This is a genomic window from Rhodoferax sp. OV413, assembly GCF_900104385.1.
Taxonomy (GTDB): domain Bacteria; phylum Pseudomonadota; class Gammaproteobacteria; order Burkholderiales; family Burkholderiaceae_C; genus Rhodoferax_B.
On the sequence record NZ_FNJA01000001.1, the window covers coordinates 1,457,190 to 1,471,622 of the forward strand.

Below are 14,433 nucleotides of genomic sequence, written 5' to 3' on the forward strand. Positions count from 1 at the left end.
ACAGATTAAACGAGGCTCAGGCTTTGCCAGCCGGTCCAGTGCGCGTCGGCCGCCAGCGTGATGGGCGTGTTGACCTGCGCGGCCTCGACGCAGACCATCTGCAGATAGCCATCGGCCGGCATGTCGGCGATGCTGGCGCACTTGGCCGCGCCCGGGTTCCAGACCACGGTATCGGCCAGGTTCTCACTCTGGGCAATGCGCAGCTGCTGCGCGCCATCGACCAGGATCAGCGGGCCGGCAGGTGCCTGGTAGACGCGGTCGACCTCGCCGTCCAGCCGCACCACGCCGGGCTCCAGCCGGTTGGTCTGAGCCACGTCGTCCCAATAAGGTTGTGCGGCCAGGCCGTGCAGCTCCAGGCGGGCCAGGTTCTGCACCCGCAGATAGGTGTGCAAGGCCAGCGCAAAGTCCAGCGGCTGGCTGCCGGTGTTGTGTACCGAGAACGCGAACTTCAGGATGCCAGGCGCCAGTTCGACGCGCAACATGGCGCGGAAGGCATACGGCCAAAGGGCCAGCGTGGCCGGGCTGCTGTGCAGTTGCAGTTCCAGCGCATCCGCCTCGGCATCGGTGGCCGTGCCGGCCGTCCAGGCGCTGGTGCGTGCAAAGCCGTGCTTGGGCAAGGGGCCGCGCATATTGAACTGCGGAAAGCACAGAGGCACGCCGCCGCGCAGCGCGCTGCGGCCGTCGAACAGTGCATTCGGGCTCAGGTACAGGCGCTCGCGGCCATCGCTGGTCCACGACAGGATGTGCGCGCCGTGCACAGCAACCAGCACGCTGTCGCCACACGCGTGGCGTAAGCGCAGGCAGGGCTGGTGGTGGAGGGTTTCGGCGCTGATCTGCAGATCAGACATCGCCGTAAAAGGTGTCGGCGCGCTCTTGGGCGGATGCGAAATCCAGGTCGCCGGTGTAGATGGCGCGGCCGCAGATCACGCCTTCAATACCTTCTTCTTCGACTTCGCACAGACGTTCGATGTCGGTGATGTTGCTCAAGCCGCCGGATGCGATCACCGGCGTGTTCAAGGCCTGGGCCAGCTTGACCGTGGCTTCGATGTTGATGCCGGTGAGCATGCCGTCGCGGCCGATGTCGGTGTAGATGAAGGATTCGACGCCGTAGTCCTGGAACTTCTTGGCCAGATCGACCACCTCGTGGCCGGTGAGCTTGCTCCAGCCGTCGGTGGCGACCTTGCCGTCCTTGGCGTCCAGGCCCACTATGATGTGGCCGCCGAACGCGGTGCAGGCGTCTTGCAGGAAACCGGGGTTCTTCACCGCTGCCGTGCCAATGATGACGTAGCGCAGGCCGGCATCGAGGTAGCGTTCGATGGTGTCCAGATCGCGGATACCGCCGCCCAGCTGCACGTCAATCTCGCCGCCCACTTCTTTGAGGATCTTGCGGATGGCCATTTCGTTCTTGGGCTTGCCCGCGAACGCGCCATTCAAGTCCACCAGGTGCAGCCGACGCGCGCCCTTGTCCACCCAGCTACGGGCCATGGCGGCGGGGTCTTCGCCGAACGTGGTGGTTTGGTCCATGTCGCCTTGTTTGAGGCGCACGCAATGGCCGTCTTTCAGATCTATCGCAGGAATGAGAAGCATGGTGCCGTGAACAGCAAGTGGAGAAAGGAGATTAAGGGGCCCAGTGCAAGAAGTTGCGGTACAAGGCTAAGCCGTGCTCAGCACTTTTTTCTGGGTGGAATTGGGTTGCGAAAATGTTATCACGTGCAATGGCTGCAGTGAACGTGTCGCCATAGTCCGCCAGGCCTGCGCTGTGGTGCGCATCCGACGGTTTGACATAAAAACTGTGGACAAAATAGAAGTAGCTGTTGTCCGGCACCTCGCCCCACACCGGATGGCGCTGGCCGCCGGGGCTTTGCTGCTGTACCTGGTTCCAGCCCATTTGCGGCACTTTGAAGCGGCTGCCGTCGGCCTGCAGGCGGCCAGCCAGGTCAAAACGCAGCACACGGCCAGGGATCAGGCCCAGGCCGGGTGTGTCTTGCTCTTCGCTGTGGTCGAGCAGCATTTGCATGCCGACGCAGACGCCCATCAGCGGCTTGTTACGGGCCGCATCCAGCACGGCTTCTTTCAGGCCCGAGTCGTGCAGCTCGCGCATGCAGTCGCGCATCGCGCCCTGGCCGGGCAGTACCACGCGCTCGGCGGCCAACACGTCTTCGGGTTTGGAGGTGACCACCACGGTGTAACCGCTGGCGACAGCCACATGCATCACTGCCTGGGATACGGAAAACAGGTTGCCCATGCCGTAGTCCACCACGGCGACCGTTTTATTTGCTATCAATGTCATAGCTGCTTGCGCAGAAGGAATGTGCTTGAAAAGCCGATTCTACTGAAAACTTTACAGAGAACCCTTGGTCGACGGGATCACCCCTACCGAACGCGGGTCCAGCTCCAGCGCAGAGCGCAGCGCGCGGGCAAAGGCCTTGAACACGGTTTCGGCCTGGTGGTGGGCGTTCACGCCCTTCAGGTTGTCGATGTGCAAGGTCACAAACGCATGGTTCGCAAAGCCCTGGAAGAACTCGTAGGTCAGCTGGCTGTCGAAGCTGCCGATCATGCCGCTGGTGAACGGCACATGCATTTCCAGGCCAGGACGGCCCGAGAAGTCGATCACCACGCGGCTCAACGCCTCGTCCAGCGGCACGTAGGCGTGGCCGTAGCGGCGGATGCCCTTTTTGTCGCCGACCGCCTTGTGCACGGCCTGGCCCAGGGTGATGCCCACGTCTTCCACCGTGTGGTGGCCGTCGATATGCAAGTCGCCTTCACAGGCGATGTCCAGATCGATCAGGCCGTGGCGGGCGATCTGGTCCAGCATGTGGTCAAAGAAGCCGATGCCGGTACTGAGGGTGGACTTACCGGTGCCGTCCAGATTCAGCTTGACGGTGATTTTGGTTTCGGCCGTGTTGCGGCTGACTTCGGCGGTGCGTTGCAGAACTGGGGCGGTGGGGGTAGTCATATGGAGGTTTGGAAAGCGGCCAGCATGCGTTCGTTCTCTTCGGCGGTGCCAATGGTGATGCGTACGCAATTTGCCAGCAAGGTATGCATTTTAGAAACGTTCTTGACCAGCACGCCCTGGGCCTTCATGCCATCGAAGGTTTTTACCGCATCGGGTACGCGCACCAGCAGCATATTCGCGTCGCTGGGCCAAACCTTGACACCGGGCAAAACCCCCAACGCTGCGGAAACGATAGCACGCTGCGTACGTATTTCCTGCGCCTGCGACGCAAATACCTCTAAATGCGACAGTGCGAACAACGCGCACTCGCAGTTCAGCACGCTGACGTTGTAGGGCGGGCGCACCTTGTCGATCTCAGCCACCAGCGCCTGCGGGCCGATCAGGTAACCCAGGCGCACGCCGGCCAGGCCGAACTTGCTCAGGGTGCGCATCAACAGCACATGGGGATGGCGCGCCAGGCGATCCAGGTAGCTTTTGCTGGAAAACGGCTGGTAAGCCTCGTCGATCACCACCAGGCCGGGCGCGGCCTCGATAATCTGCTCAATGGCCGCGTCGTCCCACAGATTCGCCGTCGGGTTGTTCGGATAGGCCAGGTAGACGATGGCCGGCTGGTGCTGGGCCATGGCGGCCAGCATGGCGGGCGTGTCGAGCTCGAAATCGGCCGTCAGCGGCACGCCGACGAAGTTCAGGCCCAGCAGCTGTGCGCCCATGGCGTACATCACGAAGCCCGGTACCGGGGCCAGCACGGTCGCACCCGGCCGGTTGCAGGCAATCGCCAGCAGATTGATGATTTCGTCCGAGCCATTGCCCAGGATCAAGCCGTAGCCCGCCGGCAGGCCAGTGTGCGCGGCCAGCACCTGGCGCAGGTAGTCGACTTGGCCGTCGGGATAGCGGTTCAGCGCGACTTCGCCCAGGCGCTCACCCAACGCGGCCTGCAGGGCGGGTGACAGCCGGTGTGGGTTCTCCATCGCGTCCAGCTTGACCATGCCGGTCGCATCCTGCACCACGTAGGAATGCATGGCCCGTACATCGGGGCGGAGGGTGTCTAAAGGGTTTCTCATGGGGCTCTTTTTGCGTAGCGTTGGGCCAATACCGCGCAGACCATCAGCTGGATCTGGTGGAAGATCATCAAGGGCAGCAGCATCACGCCGACGGTGTGGGCCGCAAACAGCACCTTGGCCATGGGCACACCGCTGGCCAGGCTTTTCTTCGAGCCGCAGAACACAATCGTCACCTCGTCCTCCTTGGAGAAACCGAGCCAGCGGCTACCCCAGGTGGTCAAGGCCAGCGCCAGGGCCAGCAACAGGCAACAGGCAGCCACCAGGCCGATCAATACGACGGGCGGCACCTGCTTCCACAGGCCTTCGACCACGGCCGCACTGAAGGCGGTGTAGACCACCAGCAGGATCGAGCCCTGGTCGACAAATTTCAGCCCGGCCGCATGGCGCTTCACCGTGTCGCCCACCCAGGGCTGCAGCAGCTGGCCGGCCACAAACGGCAGCATCAGCTGCAGCATGATGCGGCCAACCGCATCCCAGGGGTTGGCGGTGGACACGCCGCCCGCCACCACGATCAGGCTGACCAACAGCGGCGTGATAAACACCCCAATCAGGCTGGACGCCGATGCGCTGCACACCGCCGCCGCCACATTGCCGCGCGCCATCGCGGTGAAGGCGATCGCCGACTGCACCGTGGCCGGCAAGGCGCAAAGGAACAGCATGCCCAGCGCCAGATCGGGCGTCAGCATGGCCGAGAACAAGGGCTTGAGCCCCAGGCCCAGCAAGGGGAACAGCACGAAAGTGCAGCCCAGCACCAGCAGATGCAGCCGCCAGTGGCTAAGGCCCGCCACCACCGCCGCGCGCGACAAGCGCGCGCCGTGCAAAAAGAACAGCAGCGCAATCGCCGCCGTGGTCAACAGCTCAAAACCCTGGGCCACCAGGCCTTGCGCGGGCAGGATGCTGGCCAGGGTGACGACGGCGATCAGCACCAGGGTGAAGTTGTCCGGCAGGAAACGGGGGCGTGTCATGGGATTCGGGTGGGCAGTGTTGGCCTATGCGCTACTGATTTAATAGCTACACAGGAACGGTGGATATGCGGCAGCAGCCTATTTTACGTTTGGATCTGACACCCTTGCAGGGGCCGGGCTAAGGCCGCAGCACCTACAGCCCCCAGTAGTCCGCCAGGATCAGCGCCGCCTCGGCGGTAAACGCGCCCTGCTCCATCTGCTGCAGCGTGGTCGCCTGGTCCCAGAGTTCGAAATGCTCGACCTCGCCGTCCTGGTTTACGGGTTCCATGCCCTCCGGCACGGTGCAGGCGAACCAGTCTATGTGCTCGACCACGTAGCCGGCGCCACCACCGTCGTCGGCCGGGCGACGCGTAGTGACTTGGCCGCCGTAGCGCAGGCCGTGCAGTTGGTGAAGATGCAGGCCGGCCTCCTCCCAGGTTTCACGCTCCAGCGCGCTGTCCAGCGTGTCGGCGGCCGAGACCATGCCGCCCATCAGCGTGTCCCACAGGCCAGGGTCATTGGGCTTGCTGAAGGCGCGCTGCTGCAGCCAGACCCGGCCATCCGGTGCCGCGCCGACCAGATGCACCGCGCGGGTTGTCGTGCCGAGCACGCGGATCACGGCGCGTTCTACGGTGGCGACGACCTGGCCGTCGGCATCGGGCACCGCCAGCTGCTCGTTGCGCCAGACGTGGGCCAGGCCAGCGTCGCGCAGGGTGCTGGCTAGCAGGGCCAAACTTTGCGTGGCATCGCCATGGAGTTGCCAGCCCGAAATCCCTTCGTGCTCCACTTTAGATAGCACCTCGCGCAGATTAAATAAGTGCTGCGGGCCAACTTGGCTTAAAAACCCGGGCTCCACCGAACCGATCTGCGCGCTGCCGGCCCACAGCGGCACGCGCGTTCGCAACGGCGGCTGGTTGGCGCCCGCACGCAGTCCGTCCAACCAACGCGCAAACGACGGCGTACTCACAGCGTGAGGATGGTGCAGCCGGTAGTCTTGCGTGCTTCCAGGTCGCGGTGCGCCTGCTGCACCTCGGCCAGGGGGTAGCGTTGACCAATGTGGATCTTCACCTGGCCGCTGGCCACCACGGCGAACAAATCGTCGGCCATGGCCTGGGTGCTTTCGCGCGTCGCCATGTGGGTAAACAGCGTGGCGCGGGTCAGGTACAGCGAGCCCTTGGCACCGAGCACACCGGGTGCGAACGGGGGCACCGGGCCCGAAGCATTGCCGAACGAGGCCATCAGGCCGAAGGGGCGCAGGCAGTCCAGCGACTTCTCAAACGTGTCTTTGCCCACCGAGTCGTAGACCACCTTGACGCCAGCGCCGCCGGTGATCTGCTTGACCCGGGCGACAAAGTCTTCTGCTGCGTAATTGATAGCATGTGCCGCGCCATTGGCGAGCGCCAGAGCACATTTTTCTGCAGAACCCGCGGTACCGATCAGCTGCAAGCCCAGGGCCTTGGCCCACTGGCTGGCGATCAGGCCGACGCCGCCGGCCGCGGCGTGGAACAGCACAAAGTCGCCGGGCTGCAGGCCGCCTTGGGGCTGGGTTTTCTTCAGCAGGTACTGCGCCGTCAGCCCCTTCAGCATCATTGCCGCGCCGGTCTCGAAGGAGATCGCATCGGGCAGCTTGCAGACGCACATAGCCGGCATCACGCGGCGCTCGCAGTAGCTGCCGGGTGGGTTGCTGGCATAGGCGACGCGGTCGCCGACCTGCAGGTGGGTTACGCCCTCGCCCACGGCTTCGACCACGCCGGCGGCTTCCATGCCCAGCTGCACCGGCAGGTTCTGCGGATACAGGCCGCTGCGCTGGTAGACGTCGATGAAGTTCAGGCCAATGGCGTGGTGGCGGATACGGATCTGGCCCGGGCCGGGTTCGCCCACGGGCACCTCGACCAGGTGCAGTTCTTCGGGGCCGCCGTGCTGGCGAATCTGTACGGCTTGGCTGGAATAGGACATCAACAAGGCTCCTGAAAATAGTTCGCCCGCATGGTGCCACGAAACACGCGTTACAGTGCGCGCCATGCACCAACGCCTGACATTCCAAACCGCCTTGCTCCTGACCTTGCCGCCCCTGCTTTGGGCGGGTAATGCGGTAGTCGGCCGGTTGGTCCACACGCTGGTGCCACCGGTCACGCTGAACTTCATCCGCTGGGCGCTGGCCTTTGCCATCCTGCTGCCGCTGGCCGGCTGGGTGCTGAAGCGCAACAGCGGGCTGTGGTCGCACTGGCGCCGGTTTGCGCTGCTGGGCCTGCTGGGCGTGGGCCTATACAACGCGCTGCAGTACATGGCGCTGCAGACGTCGACGCCGATCAATGTGACCCTGGTGGGCGCCAGTCTGCCGATGTGCATGCTAGCCGTGGGCGGACTGTTTTTTGGTGCCACGGTGACGCGCCGCCAGGTGCTGGGCGCCCTGCTGTCGCTGGCCGGCGTACTGCTGGTGCTGAGCCGCGGCGAATGGCAACAGCTGCTGGGCCTGCGCCTAGTGTTGGGCGACATCTTCATGCTGCTGGCCACGCTGTCCTGGGCGTTCTACAGCTGGCAGCTGAGCCAGCCGAAAGACCCTCCAGCGATACGCGCAGACTGGGCGGCCTTCTTGCTGGCGCAGATCACCTTCGGCCTGCTGTGGTCGGGTGCGATGACGGCGGCAGAATGGGGCTTGGGCGCGGCCCCCATCCAGTGGGGCTGGCCGCTGGCCGCCGCGCTGGCCTATGTGGCCATCGGCCCGGCGATACTGGCCTACCGCTGCTGGGGCGCGGGGCTGCAGCGCGTAGGACCGAATGTGGCGGGTGGCTTCATCAACCTGACGCCGCTGTTTGCCACGGTGCTGTCAGCTGCCTTTCTGGGCGAATGGCCGCACCTGTACCACGGCCTGGCGTTTGTGCTGATCGTCGGCGGGATCGTGGTGTCGTCCAAGCGCTAACGCCGAATGACTTTACGCAGCAGGTTCTTCACATCGGTATAAAACGGCTGTGGGTCGCCTGCGTTCCACACGTAGTAGCCAACGCCGGGGCGGAAGAAGTCGCGCACAAAACGCCATACCTCGGCTACGGGACGTACCGGAAAGGTCCGATCGACGATCTTGCCCGGCTGCAGACAGATGCGCACCAGGCGCTTGAGCTCGGTGCTGACCATGCGGCAGCGCTGGCCCCAGCGCACAGGAGGCAGCACCGGCATGTCCAGACCACTTTCCAGCGCATAGGAGATCACGCCGAACCCTGCGCCGCATTGCACCGCCAGCGGAAAGCTGCCCCAGTAGCGGCCATTGATTTCCATCAGCACGGCGCGGCCAGTGGCGGCGTCCCAACGGTACTCGACCATGGCCACACCTTCCCACCCGATATGGCGCAGCAAAGCAATCGACTGCTCTTGCAGGTCGGCATGCTGGTCCAGCGGCACGGCATCGCAGACGCTGGAGAAACCGCCCTCGGGCGGCCACTCGGCCACGCGCAGATGCTGGAAGCGGCGCACCGCCTGGCCTTTGTGCATGTAGAAAAACTGGCCCAGGCCGGTGCCAGGGCAATAGGCTTGCACCATTGGCCATTCGCCCACCGGCTGGTAGCGCGCGGCAGCAGCCAGGAACTCGGCAGGGGTGTAGACGTATTCGGCCTTCAGCAGCTCCAGCCCAGCCGGGCCGAGCTTGCGGGCGATGGCGTTCGGGTCTTTCCACTTCAACACCGCAGGGAAATGAAAGCGCGCAGCCAAGGCCTCGGCCTCGGCCATCGATGTGGGTTCGGCGGTCTCGGGCACAGCAATGCCAACCTCGCGCGCAGCCTGCAGGGTGCGCTGCTTGTCCAGCACCATGGTCAGGGTTTCGGGCGTGGGCACTACGGGGCGCACGCGGCCGAACGCATGGCGGTTCTGGGCCAGCCAGCCCATGTTGACCTCAGACACGGCGATCAGACAGCAGGGACCAAGCTCTTCGCCCAGTGCCACGATGGCGGCGATCAGCTCGGGGCTGCGCGGCTGGGTGATCACCAGCTTACGCGCCAGGTAGCGCGACGACAGGCCGATGGCATCCGGGTCGTAGGCGATGCCGATGACGGTGACGCCCGCTCGGCCGAGTTCACGCACCAGCCCCAGGCCGATCTGGGTTTCCAACCCCAGCACGATGCAGGGGGGACGGGGTTGGGGAGTGGGAGACATGGAAGCAGTCAAGGTAAGCGCCGTAAAGCTTGTTCTACATAACGGCGAGCAGTCGACGTCCAGCCTACCCGCGGCTGCGAGACCTTGGCCGGGCCGATGGCGGATGCGGGGCCAAAGCTGCCAACGGTGAAGGTATCGCGGTGCTGGCCCAAGAAGGCGCAGAGTTGCGCAAAGCGCTTCACCACCACCCAATCGGGCTGCGACAAGCCGGGCTTGAGCATTTCAAAGTTGTGCGATACCAGTACGAAGTGCGCCATGCCCGCCCGCTGCGCGCTCCACAGGGCATCCCGCATTTCCGCAAAACTGCAGGCGCCCACCTGGGCAGGCCGGTCTTTCCCGAAACCATCCTGGAACACCGTGACCGGGAAGGAGGTGACACCATCGACAGCAAACACGGACTCCAAGTCGCGGCCCTGCAACAGATCCGGCGCGCTCACCGCATGACAACGGTTTAGGCTGCTATCGAGAAGCAGCTGATTGCGATGCAGCGCGGTAAAGGTGTCTTGGTTGGCCGCAAAGCTGCCGGAGCGGAATGCAGTAATAGGACCGCTGCCCGCGGCCTCCAGCATCTGTTTGCCGCAGGCTATCAGCGTGGTCTGCTCTTCCAGGGTGTAGTAACTGAGATGCTGGCGTTTGCTGGCGCAGTCGGGAATCAAGGGCTGCAGGGCTTCGTCGGTCCACTCAGGGTGCAAATGCAGCTGTACATCCTGCCCAGCGGCGCGGATCAGCCCGACGATGGTGTCCAGGTACGGCTGGCCAAATCGGGCTGCAAACAGGGGCTCGACAAAGAACACGCCCTTTAGACCGTGCTGGTTGAGCAGCTCCAGGGTTTTGGGCAGGGCATAGTCGCCGTGGGCAGAATGGCCGTAGACATAGCGCTCGAAGCAGGCGGGGAATGCCCGGTCCAGGTCATTCCAGCCGTTGCACCAGACTTCGATATCGAATGTCAGGTAGACATTCATTGCTTGATGCACGGGCTGCCGGCCGCGCGCAGGTCGGCGACCAGGCCGCTGACCGCCGAGTGGAGCAAGGTGAAACAGGTCCGAAAATAAGCATCCGACAGCACATGGGGGTCATGCAAATGGATGCGGTGCGGTGCCGCCCAATGGCCCAGCAAGGCAATCGACGCAGGCGGGATGCCCGCGGCACGCAATTGCTCTGCATGGCGGATCTCCATGACCAACAGCAAATCGGTAGGACGGAACTGGTAGTCCGTCAGGTCGGTGGCGGTATGGGCAGACAGGTCCAGGCCGAATGGACGGGCCGTCGCCACGGCTTTATGGAACGCCGGTTGCCCGGTCATGGTGGACAAGCCTAGCGAACAAGTGCTGACGCCTTGCGCCCGTGCCACAATTTCCGAGAACGCGCTGCGGTTGATATTGCCCAGGCAGACGAAGACCAGGCGGTCTACGTCCTGCAGGCGCGGGTGCAGATACTGCTCTACACGACCCGTTGCAAACTCCAGTTGCCCCAGCACGACCCGCACCCAGCCGCGCACGGTGCCGTAGTTGGTGTCGACCATCTTCTGTAGACGGGCTAACCAACGGCTCACGCGCGGACTCCGGTGAAGATCCAGTGGCAACTGCGCTGATGCCGGCAGTTAAGCCGAGCCGAAGGGAAAAAGAGAACCATCATGTAGCGAAAAAGTACCAGAGTTGCAGCTTGCACAAGGAAGCTAGGTGGGTTTTACGCGCGCAGCAGATTGCCCGCAAACCGCGCGCCGAAACGCATCTTGCTGCGGTCCCAGGGCGTGAAGCGTGGAATCTGAAACAGGTCGGTCTCGACATGGGATGCGCCCCAGGTGGTGGATACCGCGGCATCGAAGCCGAGGTCACGCACGATGGATACGCTCTCCGGTGAATAGTCGGCACCCGGTTTGCCATTCGGGTAGGCAAAAAGGCCTACCCGCTCACCCAGTATCTGCTCCAGCAAGCGGCGACTATCGGCGATTTCTGCATGGGCGGCATCCGCGCCCAGCTTGGCCAGAATCGGATGGGAGCGGGTATGCGCACCAATTTGCATGCCCGCACTGCGCATCTCACGCACCTGCTGTGAGGTCATCATCAGATCATTGGGCAGCTGCACGCCTGCACACACGGCGATTTGCTCGGCAAGCGCCTTGCGCTCCACGACGGGCAGGTACTTGATGTGGCCAATGATGGACTCGATAGCCTGGCGCTTTTCTGGCAATGTGCCGAGCGCATGCACGCCCAAGTGCCCAGAGCCATCGGGCTTGGCCAGGCTTGACAAATCAAGCTCCGCCAAGGTGCAGCCACGCACTGACTCAATGACCGAGTCGTTCCACATGCGACCGCCATCGAGGAAGTCGGTGGCGATGAAGAAGGTTGCGGGCAAGCCATAGCGCGCCAAGATGGGCTGGGCGACGGTACGGTTGTCGGCATAGCCGTCGTCAAAGGTAATGGCGACGGCCCGTTCGGGCAGTGTCCGCGACTGCAATTGCTGAGCCGCCAGATCAAGCGGCAATACATTGCACCAGGATTTCATCCACCGGCAAATGGAATCAAACGTGATGGCATCGACTTCGCTGGGGAATATCGGATCTGACTCGGGCAGTACACGGTGAAAGATCAGGACCGACAAGCGGCCACGTGCACCGGCAGGCGACAGCTGCTTCAAAACGGTTTTAAACATAGCTTTAGACCGCGGCGGGCTTGCGTGCCAGCCCGGGGATATTTCTCCAGCCTGGCACGTAGGCGGGTTCGCGCTGCCAGCTACGTTTCTCCACCCATACCCGGGTAAGAACCACCAGCACCATCACGTTGTAAGGCAAGTCAAAATAGGCGAGGCTCAGGAATGCGCCACCCACGGCATAACCGACCAGGCAGACCTGGCACATCGCACCGAGGTCGGCGCACCAGGCGGCTTCTGGAATTTTGGCTGCCTTGGTGCGCAACCATCCAGCCGAACGCCAGGTTGCGATCCAGAGAGTTAAAAATAAGAACAATCCGACAAAACCGTGGTTACCTAAAACCTGAAAATAGATGCTGTGCGCAGCATGCACCTTGTCTGGGTAAGGCGAGTAGATAGCAAACAATTCAGGTCTAGCCGCATCAAAACCGACACCAAGTGGGTAGTGGAAAGCTATGTTCCAGGCATTCCACCACGCAGAAATGCGGCCCATGGATGAGTCATCTTCCTGATAGTCCCCCATAGAAGACATACGCCCCATCCATGCATCAGGCATAAATGCCACCAGCAAGGGAACCACCAGAGCCAAGGCGGCGCCCACCATAAGCTTGTTTTTGCCATTCCACCAAAGGAAGATCGCCATAGAACTAATGGCCAGCAAGGCCCCGCGTGAATAGCTGCCGAGTGACGCAACCGCACACAACACAATACCAACAGTCATAGCATAGCGGGCCCAACGCCCCACCAATTGCATTTGCAAAAACCGTAGCAAAGGAATAGCCATCACCAAAGACAACGCAAACTCGTTGTTGTCTTCGATAAAAGAACCCGGGGGACCCCAGACCCTAAAGTTCCCGCCCGTCAGCAAAGTAAATAACCCCCCCTTAGCTCCCAGCAATGCCAGTGAGCCAGCAGCCACCCACATCAAAGCCAGAATATGCTTCTTGGAGTGCAGCAGCGTCAAAGCCACCAGAATCATCATGTCAATCTTCATGACCTTGTTCCATTGCCAGTAGTCTCCAGCTCTATCGACCCCGAACAGCATGGATAAGGTCATCCAAATCATGAAGATAAACAGTACAACGACCACCCGCGATTTGAATGGGGACGCTCGGTCTTTAGTAATAATTAAACCCAAGACTGTTGCGACAACAGATATTGCAGCCAGCGGTGCATCGTACGCAAACCCATACGAATAGCGATGTGGGTTCATGATGCTCAACCAAGTCCAAAGCATGACACCAATCCAAGGCTGTCGCAGTGCAGCGATGGCACCTGCGAGCACTATGGCTACGATAAGAATGTCACGCATGTTGGCGGCTACCTTGTTTAGACAGCATGGCTGATGATGTAGCGAAATTTACCGGATTTTTCTGCCGCGATGGAGTCCACCAACTCCACCTGCACTGCGACCCCCTGGCCCAGCCGACGCCGGAATCCGGCCACGATCTGGTCGACCATAGATGGCTGAAACTCAGGCCCTGCAACCACTTGCACGCGGGTCAACGCACGTGACTCTTGCACTACCTTGAAAGACTGCACACCTGCCAGATCGCGCAAGATATAAATGAGCGAAAGCCCATGCATGACCGTGCCATCGGCAGCAATCACGAAATCGGTACTGCGACCCTGGATTTCCTTGAGCATGGGCAAGCCGCGGCCACAGCTGCAAGTACCAGTGTCTAACACGCCGATGTCACCCGTGCGGTAACGAATGAAAGGAAAGTCGCCGGTTGCCAGATGGGTTACGACAATCTCGCCCGCAACGCCTGGCGGCTGCACCACACCCGCTTCATTGACGATCTCCACGATCAGATCTTCGGCCGTGAGATGCATGCTACCTGCGGGGCATTCGTGGGCGATAAAACCGGCGTCTCGCCCACCATACCCGTTAGCGACTGAGCAGCCAAATACTTGGCTAATGGTGGCACGCTGGTTGTCGTACAGGCGCTCAGATGTGACGAATGCGACTTTGATGCCCAGGTCGTTCATGGCTACACCCCGCTTCTGTGCATGCTGGGCAATATGGGTCAAAGCCGAGGGGTAACCGAAGAGCATCTTCGGCCGGGTACGGCGAATGGAGGCGATAAAACTATCGAGTTTGGCCTCGGACATTTCAAAAGCAGGCAGCAATTGGGTACGAAGTATCTGATCACGGACATGCTTGATACGGTCTTGCCCGCCCAGTTCGATTGGCGAGCCCCACACCACAATTTCGGCGTCCCCAATGTCCACATCCCACCAACGGGTGGCTCGCCATTTAGCGGCCACATCATGGCTGACACGCTGCCTACCAATATAAAAAATCAGCGGCTCGCCACTGGAGCCACCGGTATTGAAACGGGCCAATCCTTGGGCGTTATCGGCTTTCAATGACTCGGTATGGGCCCGGATCTTCGATTTATCAAGAAACGGAAGTTGCGCGAGCTCGGCCACATCGCGAATTTGGTCCGGCTGGAAACCGATCTCGGCAAACATGTTCCGGTAGTAAGGAACATGGGCTTGGGCATGGCTCAGCAATTGGCGCAGCCGCGCCAACTGGAGTGCACGAAGCTGGTCCACTGGCCACCACTGGGATGCGTCCATCTGCTTGCGTACAGCTACCGTGGTGTGTTTTTTCAAACGCTCGTGCAGTGGAAAAAACAGCCCCGAAACCAAGCGCGTATAGAGTCCAGACATG

General features: G+C 62.0%; 15 protein-coding genes. 1 reads left to right on the forward strand and 14 read right to left on the reverse strand.

Features of this window, described 5'->3' with window-relative positions:
- Nucleotides 1-5 precede the first annotated feature (5 nt).
- The 8 genes from BLT66_RS06705 to BLT66_RS06740 all read right to left on the reverse strand — a co-directional run bounded on the left by BLT66_RS06705 (nt 6) and on the right by BLT66_RS06740 (nt 6,917).
- A complete protein-coding gene (locus tag BLT66_RS06705; protein WP_092756807.1) occupies nt 6-848 on the reverse strand; it encodes a D-hexose-6-phosphate mutarotase in 843 nt (280 codons plus the stop codon).
- On the reverse strand, nt 841-1,587 hold the full coding sequence (gene hisA, locus BLT66_RS06710; protein ID WP_092756808.1) for a 1-(5-phosphoribosyl)-5-[(5-phosphoribosylamino)methylideneamino]imidazole-4-carboxamide isomerase: 747 nt from the start codon (nt 1,585-1,587) through the stop codon (nt 841-843). Before hisA ends, BLT66_RS06705 begins: the two co-directional genes overlap by 8 nt.
- Nucleotides 1,588-1,618: 31 nt before the next feature.
- Nucleotides 1,619-2,290 carry an imidazole glycerol phosphate synthase subunit HisH gene (gene hisH / locus BLT66_RS06715; protein ID WP_092756809.1) on the reverse strand — a complete coding sequence of 224 codons (672 nt, stop codon included), beginning with the start codon at nt 2,288-2,290 and terminating at the stop codon, nt 1,619-1,621.
- 51 nt (nt 2,291-2,341) lie between these two features.
- Nucleotides 2,342-2,956 (reverse strand): imidazoleglycerol-phosphate dehydratase HisB, encoded by a 615-nt coding sequence (gene hisB / locus BLT66_RS06720; RefSeq protein ID WP_092756810.1) that lies wholly within the window; start codon nt 2,954-2,956, stop codon nt 2,342-2,344.
- Nucleotides 2,953-4,017 (reverse strand): histidinol-phosphate transaminase, encoded by a 1,065-nt coding sequence (gene hisC, locus BLT66_RS06725; protein WP_092756811.1) that lies wholly within the window; start codon nt 4,015-4,017, stop codon nt 2,953-2,955. The genes hisB and hisC overlap by 4 nt, the downstream gene beginning before the upstream one ends.
- Nucleotides 4,014-4,982 (reverse strand): bile acid:sodium symporter family protein, encoded by a 969-nt coding sequence (locus tag BLT66_RS06730; protein WP_092756812.1) that lies wholly within the window; start codon nt 4,980-4,982, stop codon nt 4,014-4,016. The genes hisC and BLT66_RS06730 overlap by 4 nt, the downstream gene beginning before the upstream one ends.
- 133 nt (nt 4,983-5,115) lie before the next feature.
- Entirely contained in the window at nt 5,116-5,928 is an 813-nt protein-coding gene (locus tag BLT66_RS06735; RefSeq protein ID WP_092756813.1) for an NUDIX hydrolase, read from the reverse strand.
- Nucleotides 5,925-6,917 carry a quinone oxidoreductase family protein gene (locus BLT66_RS06740; protein ID WP_092756814.1) on the reverse strand — a complete coding sequence of 331 codons (993 nt, stop codon included), beginning with the start codon at nt 6,915-6,917 and terminating at the stop codon, nt 5,925-5,927. The genes BLT66_RS06735 and BLT66_RS06740 overlap by 4 nt, the downstream gene beginning before the upstream one ends.
- A 64-nt stretch (nt 6,918-6,981) precedes the next feature.
- Here BLT66_RS06740 and BLT66_RS06745 point away from each other — a divergent pair, with 64 nt between their 5' ends.
- Nucleotides 6,982-7,881 carry a DMT family transporter gene (locus BLT66_RS06745; RefSeq protein ID WP_092756815.1) on the forward strand — a complete coding sequence of 300 codons (900 nt, stop codon included), beginning with the start codon at nt 6,982-6,984 and terminating at the stop codon, nt 7,879-7,881.
- On the opposite strand, the gene BLT66_RS06750 is transcribed toward BLT66_RS06745, so the two are convergent.
- From BLT66_RS06750 to BLT66_RS06775, 6 genes are all read right to left on the reverse strand, one after another.
- Entirely contained in the window at nt 7,878-9,104 is a 1,227-nt protein-coding gene (locus BLT66_RS06750) for a carboxylate--amine ligase (RefSeq protein WP_143029153.1), read from the reverse strand. The genes BLT66_RS06745 and BLT66_RS06750 overlap by 4 nt on opposite strands.
- A gap of 8 nt (nt 9,105-9,112) precedes the next feature.
- Nucleotides 9,113-10,066, reverse strand: a complete 954-nt coding sequence (locus tag BLT66_RS06755) for a polysaccharide deacetylase family protein (RefSeq protein ID WP_092756817.1) — start codon at nt 10,064-10,066, stop codon at nt 9,113-9,115.
- Nucleotides 10,063-10,656 carry an arsenate-mycothiol transferase ArsC gene (locus tag BLT66_RS06760; protein WP_143029154.1) on the reverse strand — a complete coding sequence of 198 codons (594 nt, stop codon included), beginning with the start codon at nt 10,654-10,656 and terminating at the stop codon, nt 10,063-10,065. The genes BLT66_RS06755 and BLT66_RS06760 overlap by 4 nt, the downstream gene beginning before the upstream one ends.
- Before the next feature lie 134 nt (nt 10,657-10,790).
- Complete coding sequence (locus BLT66_RS06765) at nt 10,791-11,756, reverse strand: polysaccharide deacetylase family protein (protein ID WP_092756819.1); 966 nt, start codon at nt 11,754-11,756, stop codon at nt 10,791-10,793.
- A gap of 4 nt (nt 11,757-11,760) precedes the next feature.
- Entirely contained in the window at nt 11,761-13,065 is a 1,305-nt protein-coding gene (locus tag BLT66_RS06770) for a putative O-glycosylation ligase, exosortase A system-associated (RefSeq protein WP_092756820.1), read from the reverse strand.
- A gap of 17 nt (nt 13,066-13,082) precedes the next feature.
- On the reverse strand, nt 13,083-14,432 hold the full coding sequence (locus tag BLT66_RS06775; protein WP_092756821.1) for a phenylacetate--CoA ligase family protein: 1,350 nt from the start codon (nt 14,430-14,432) through the stop codon (nt 13,083-13,085).
- Nucleotide 14,433 lies beyond the last annotated feature (1 nt).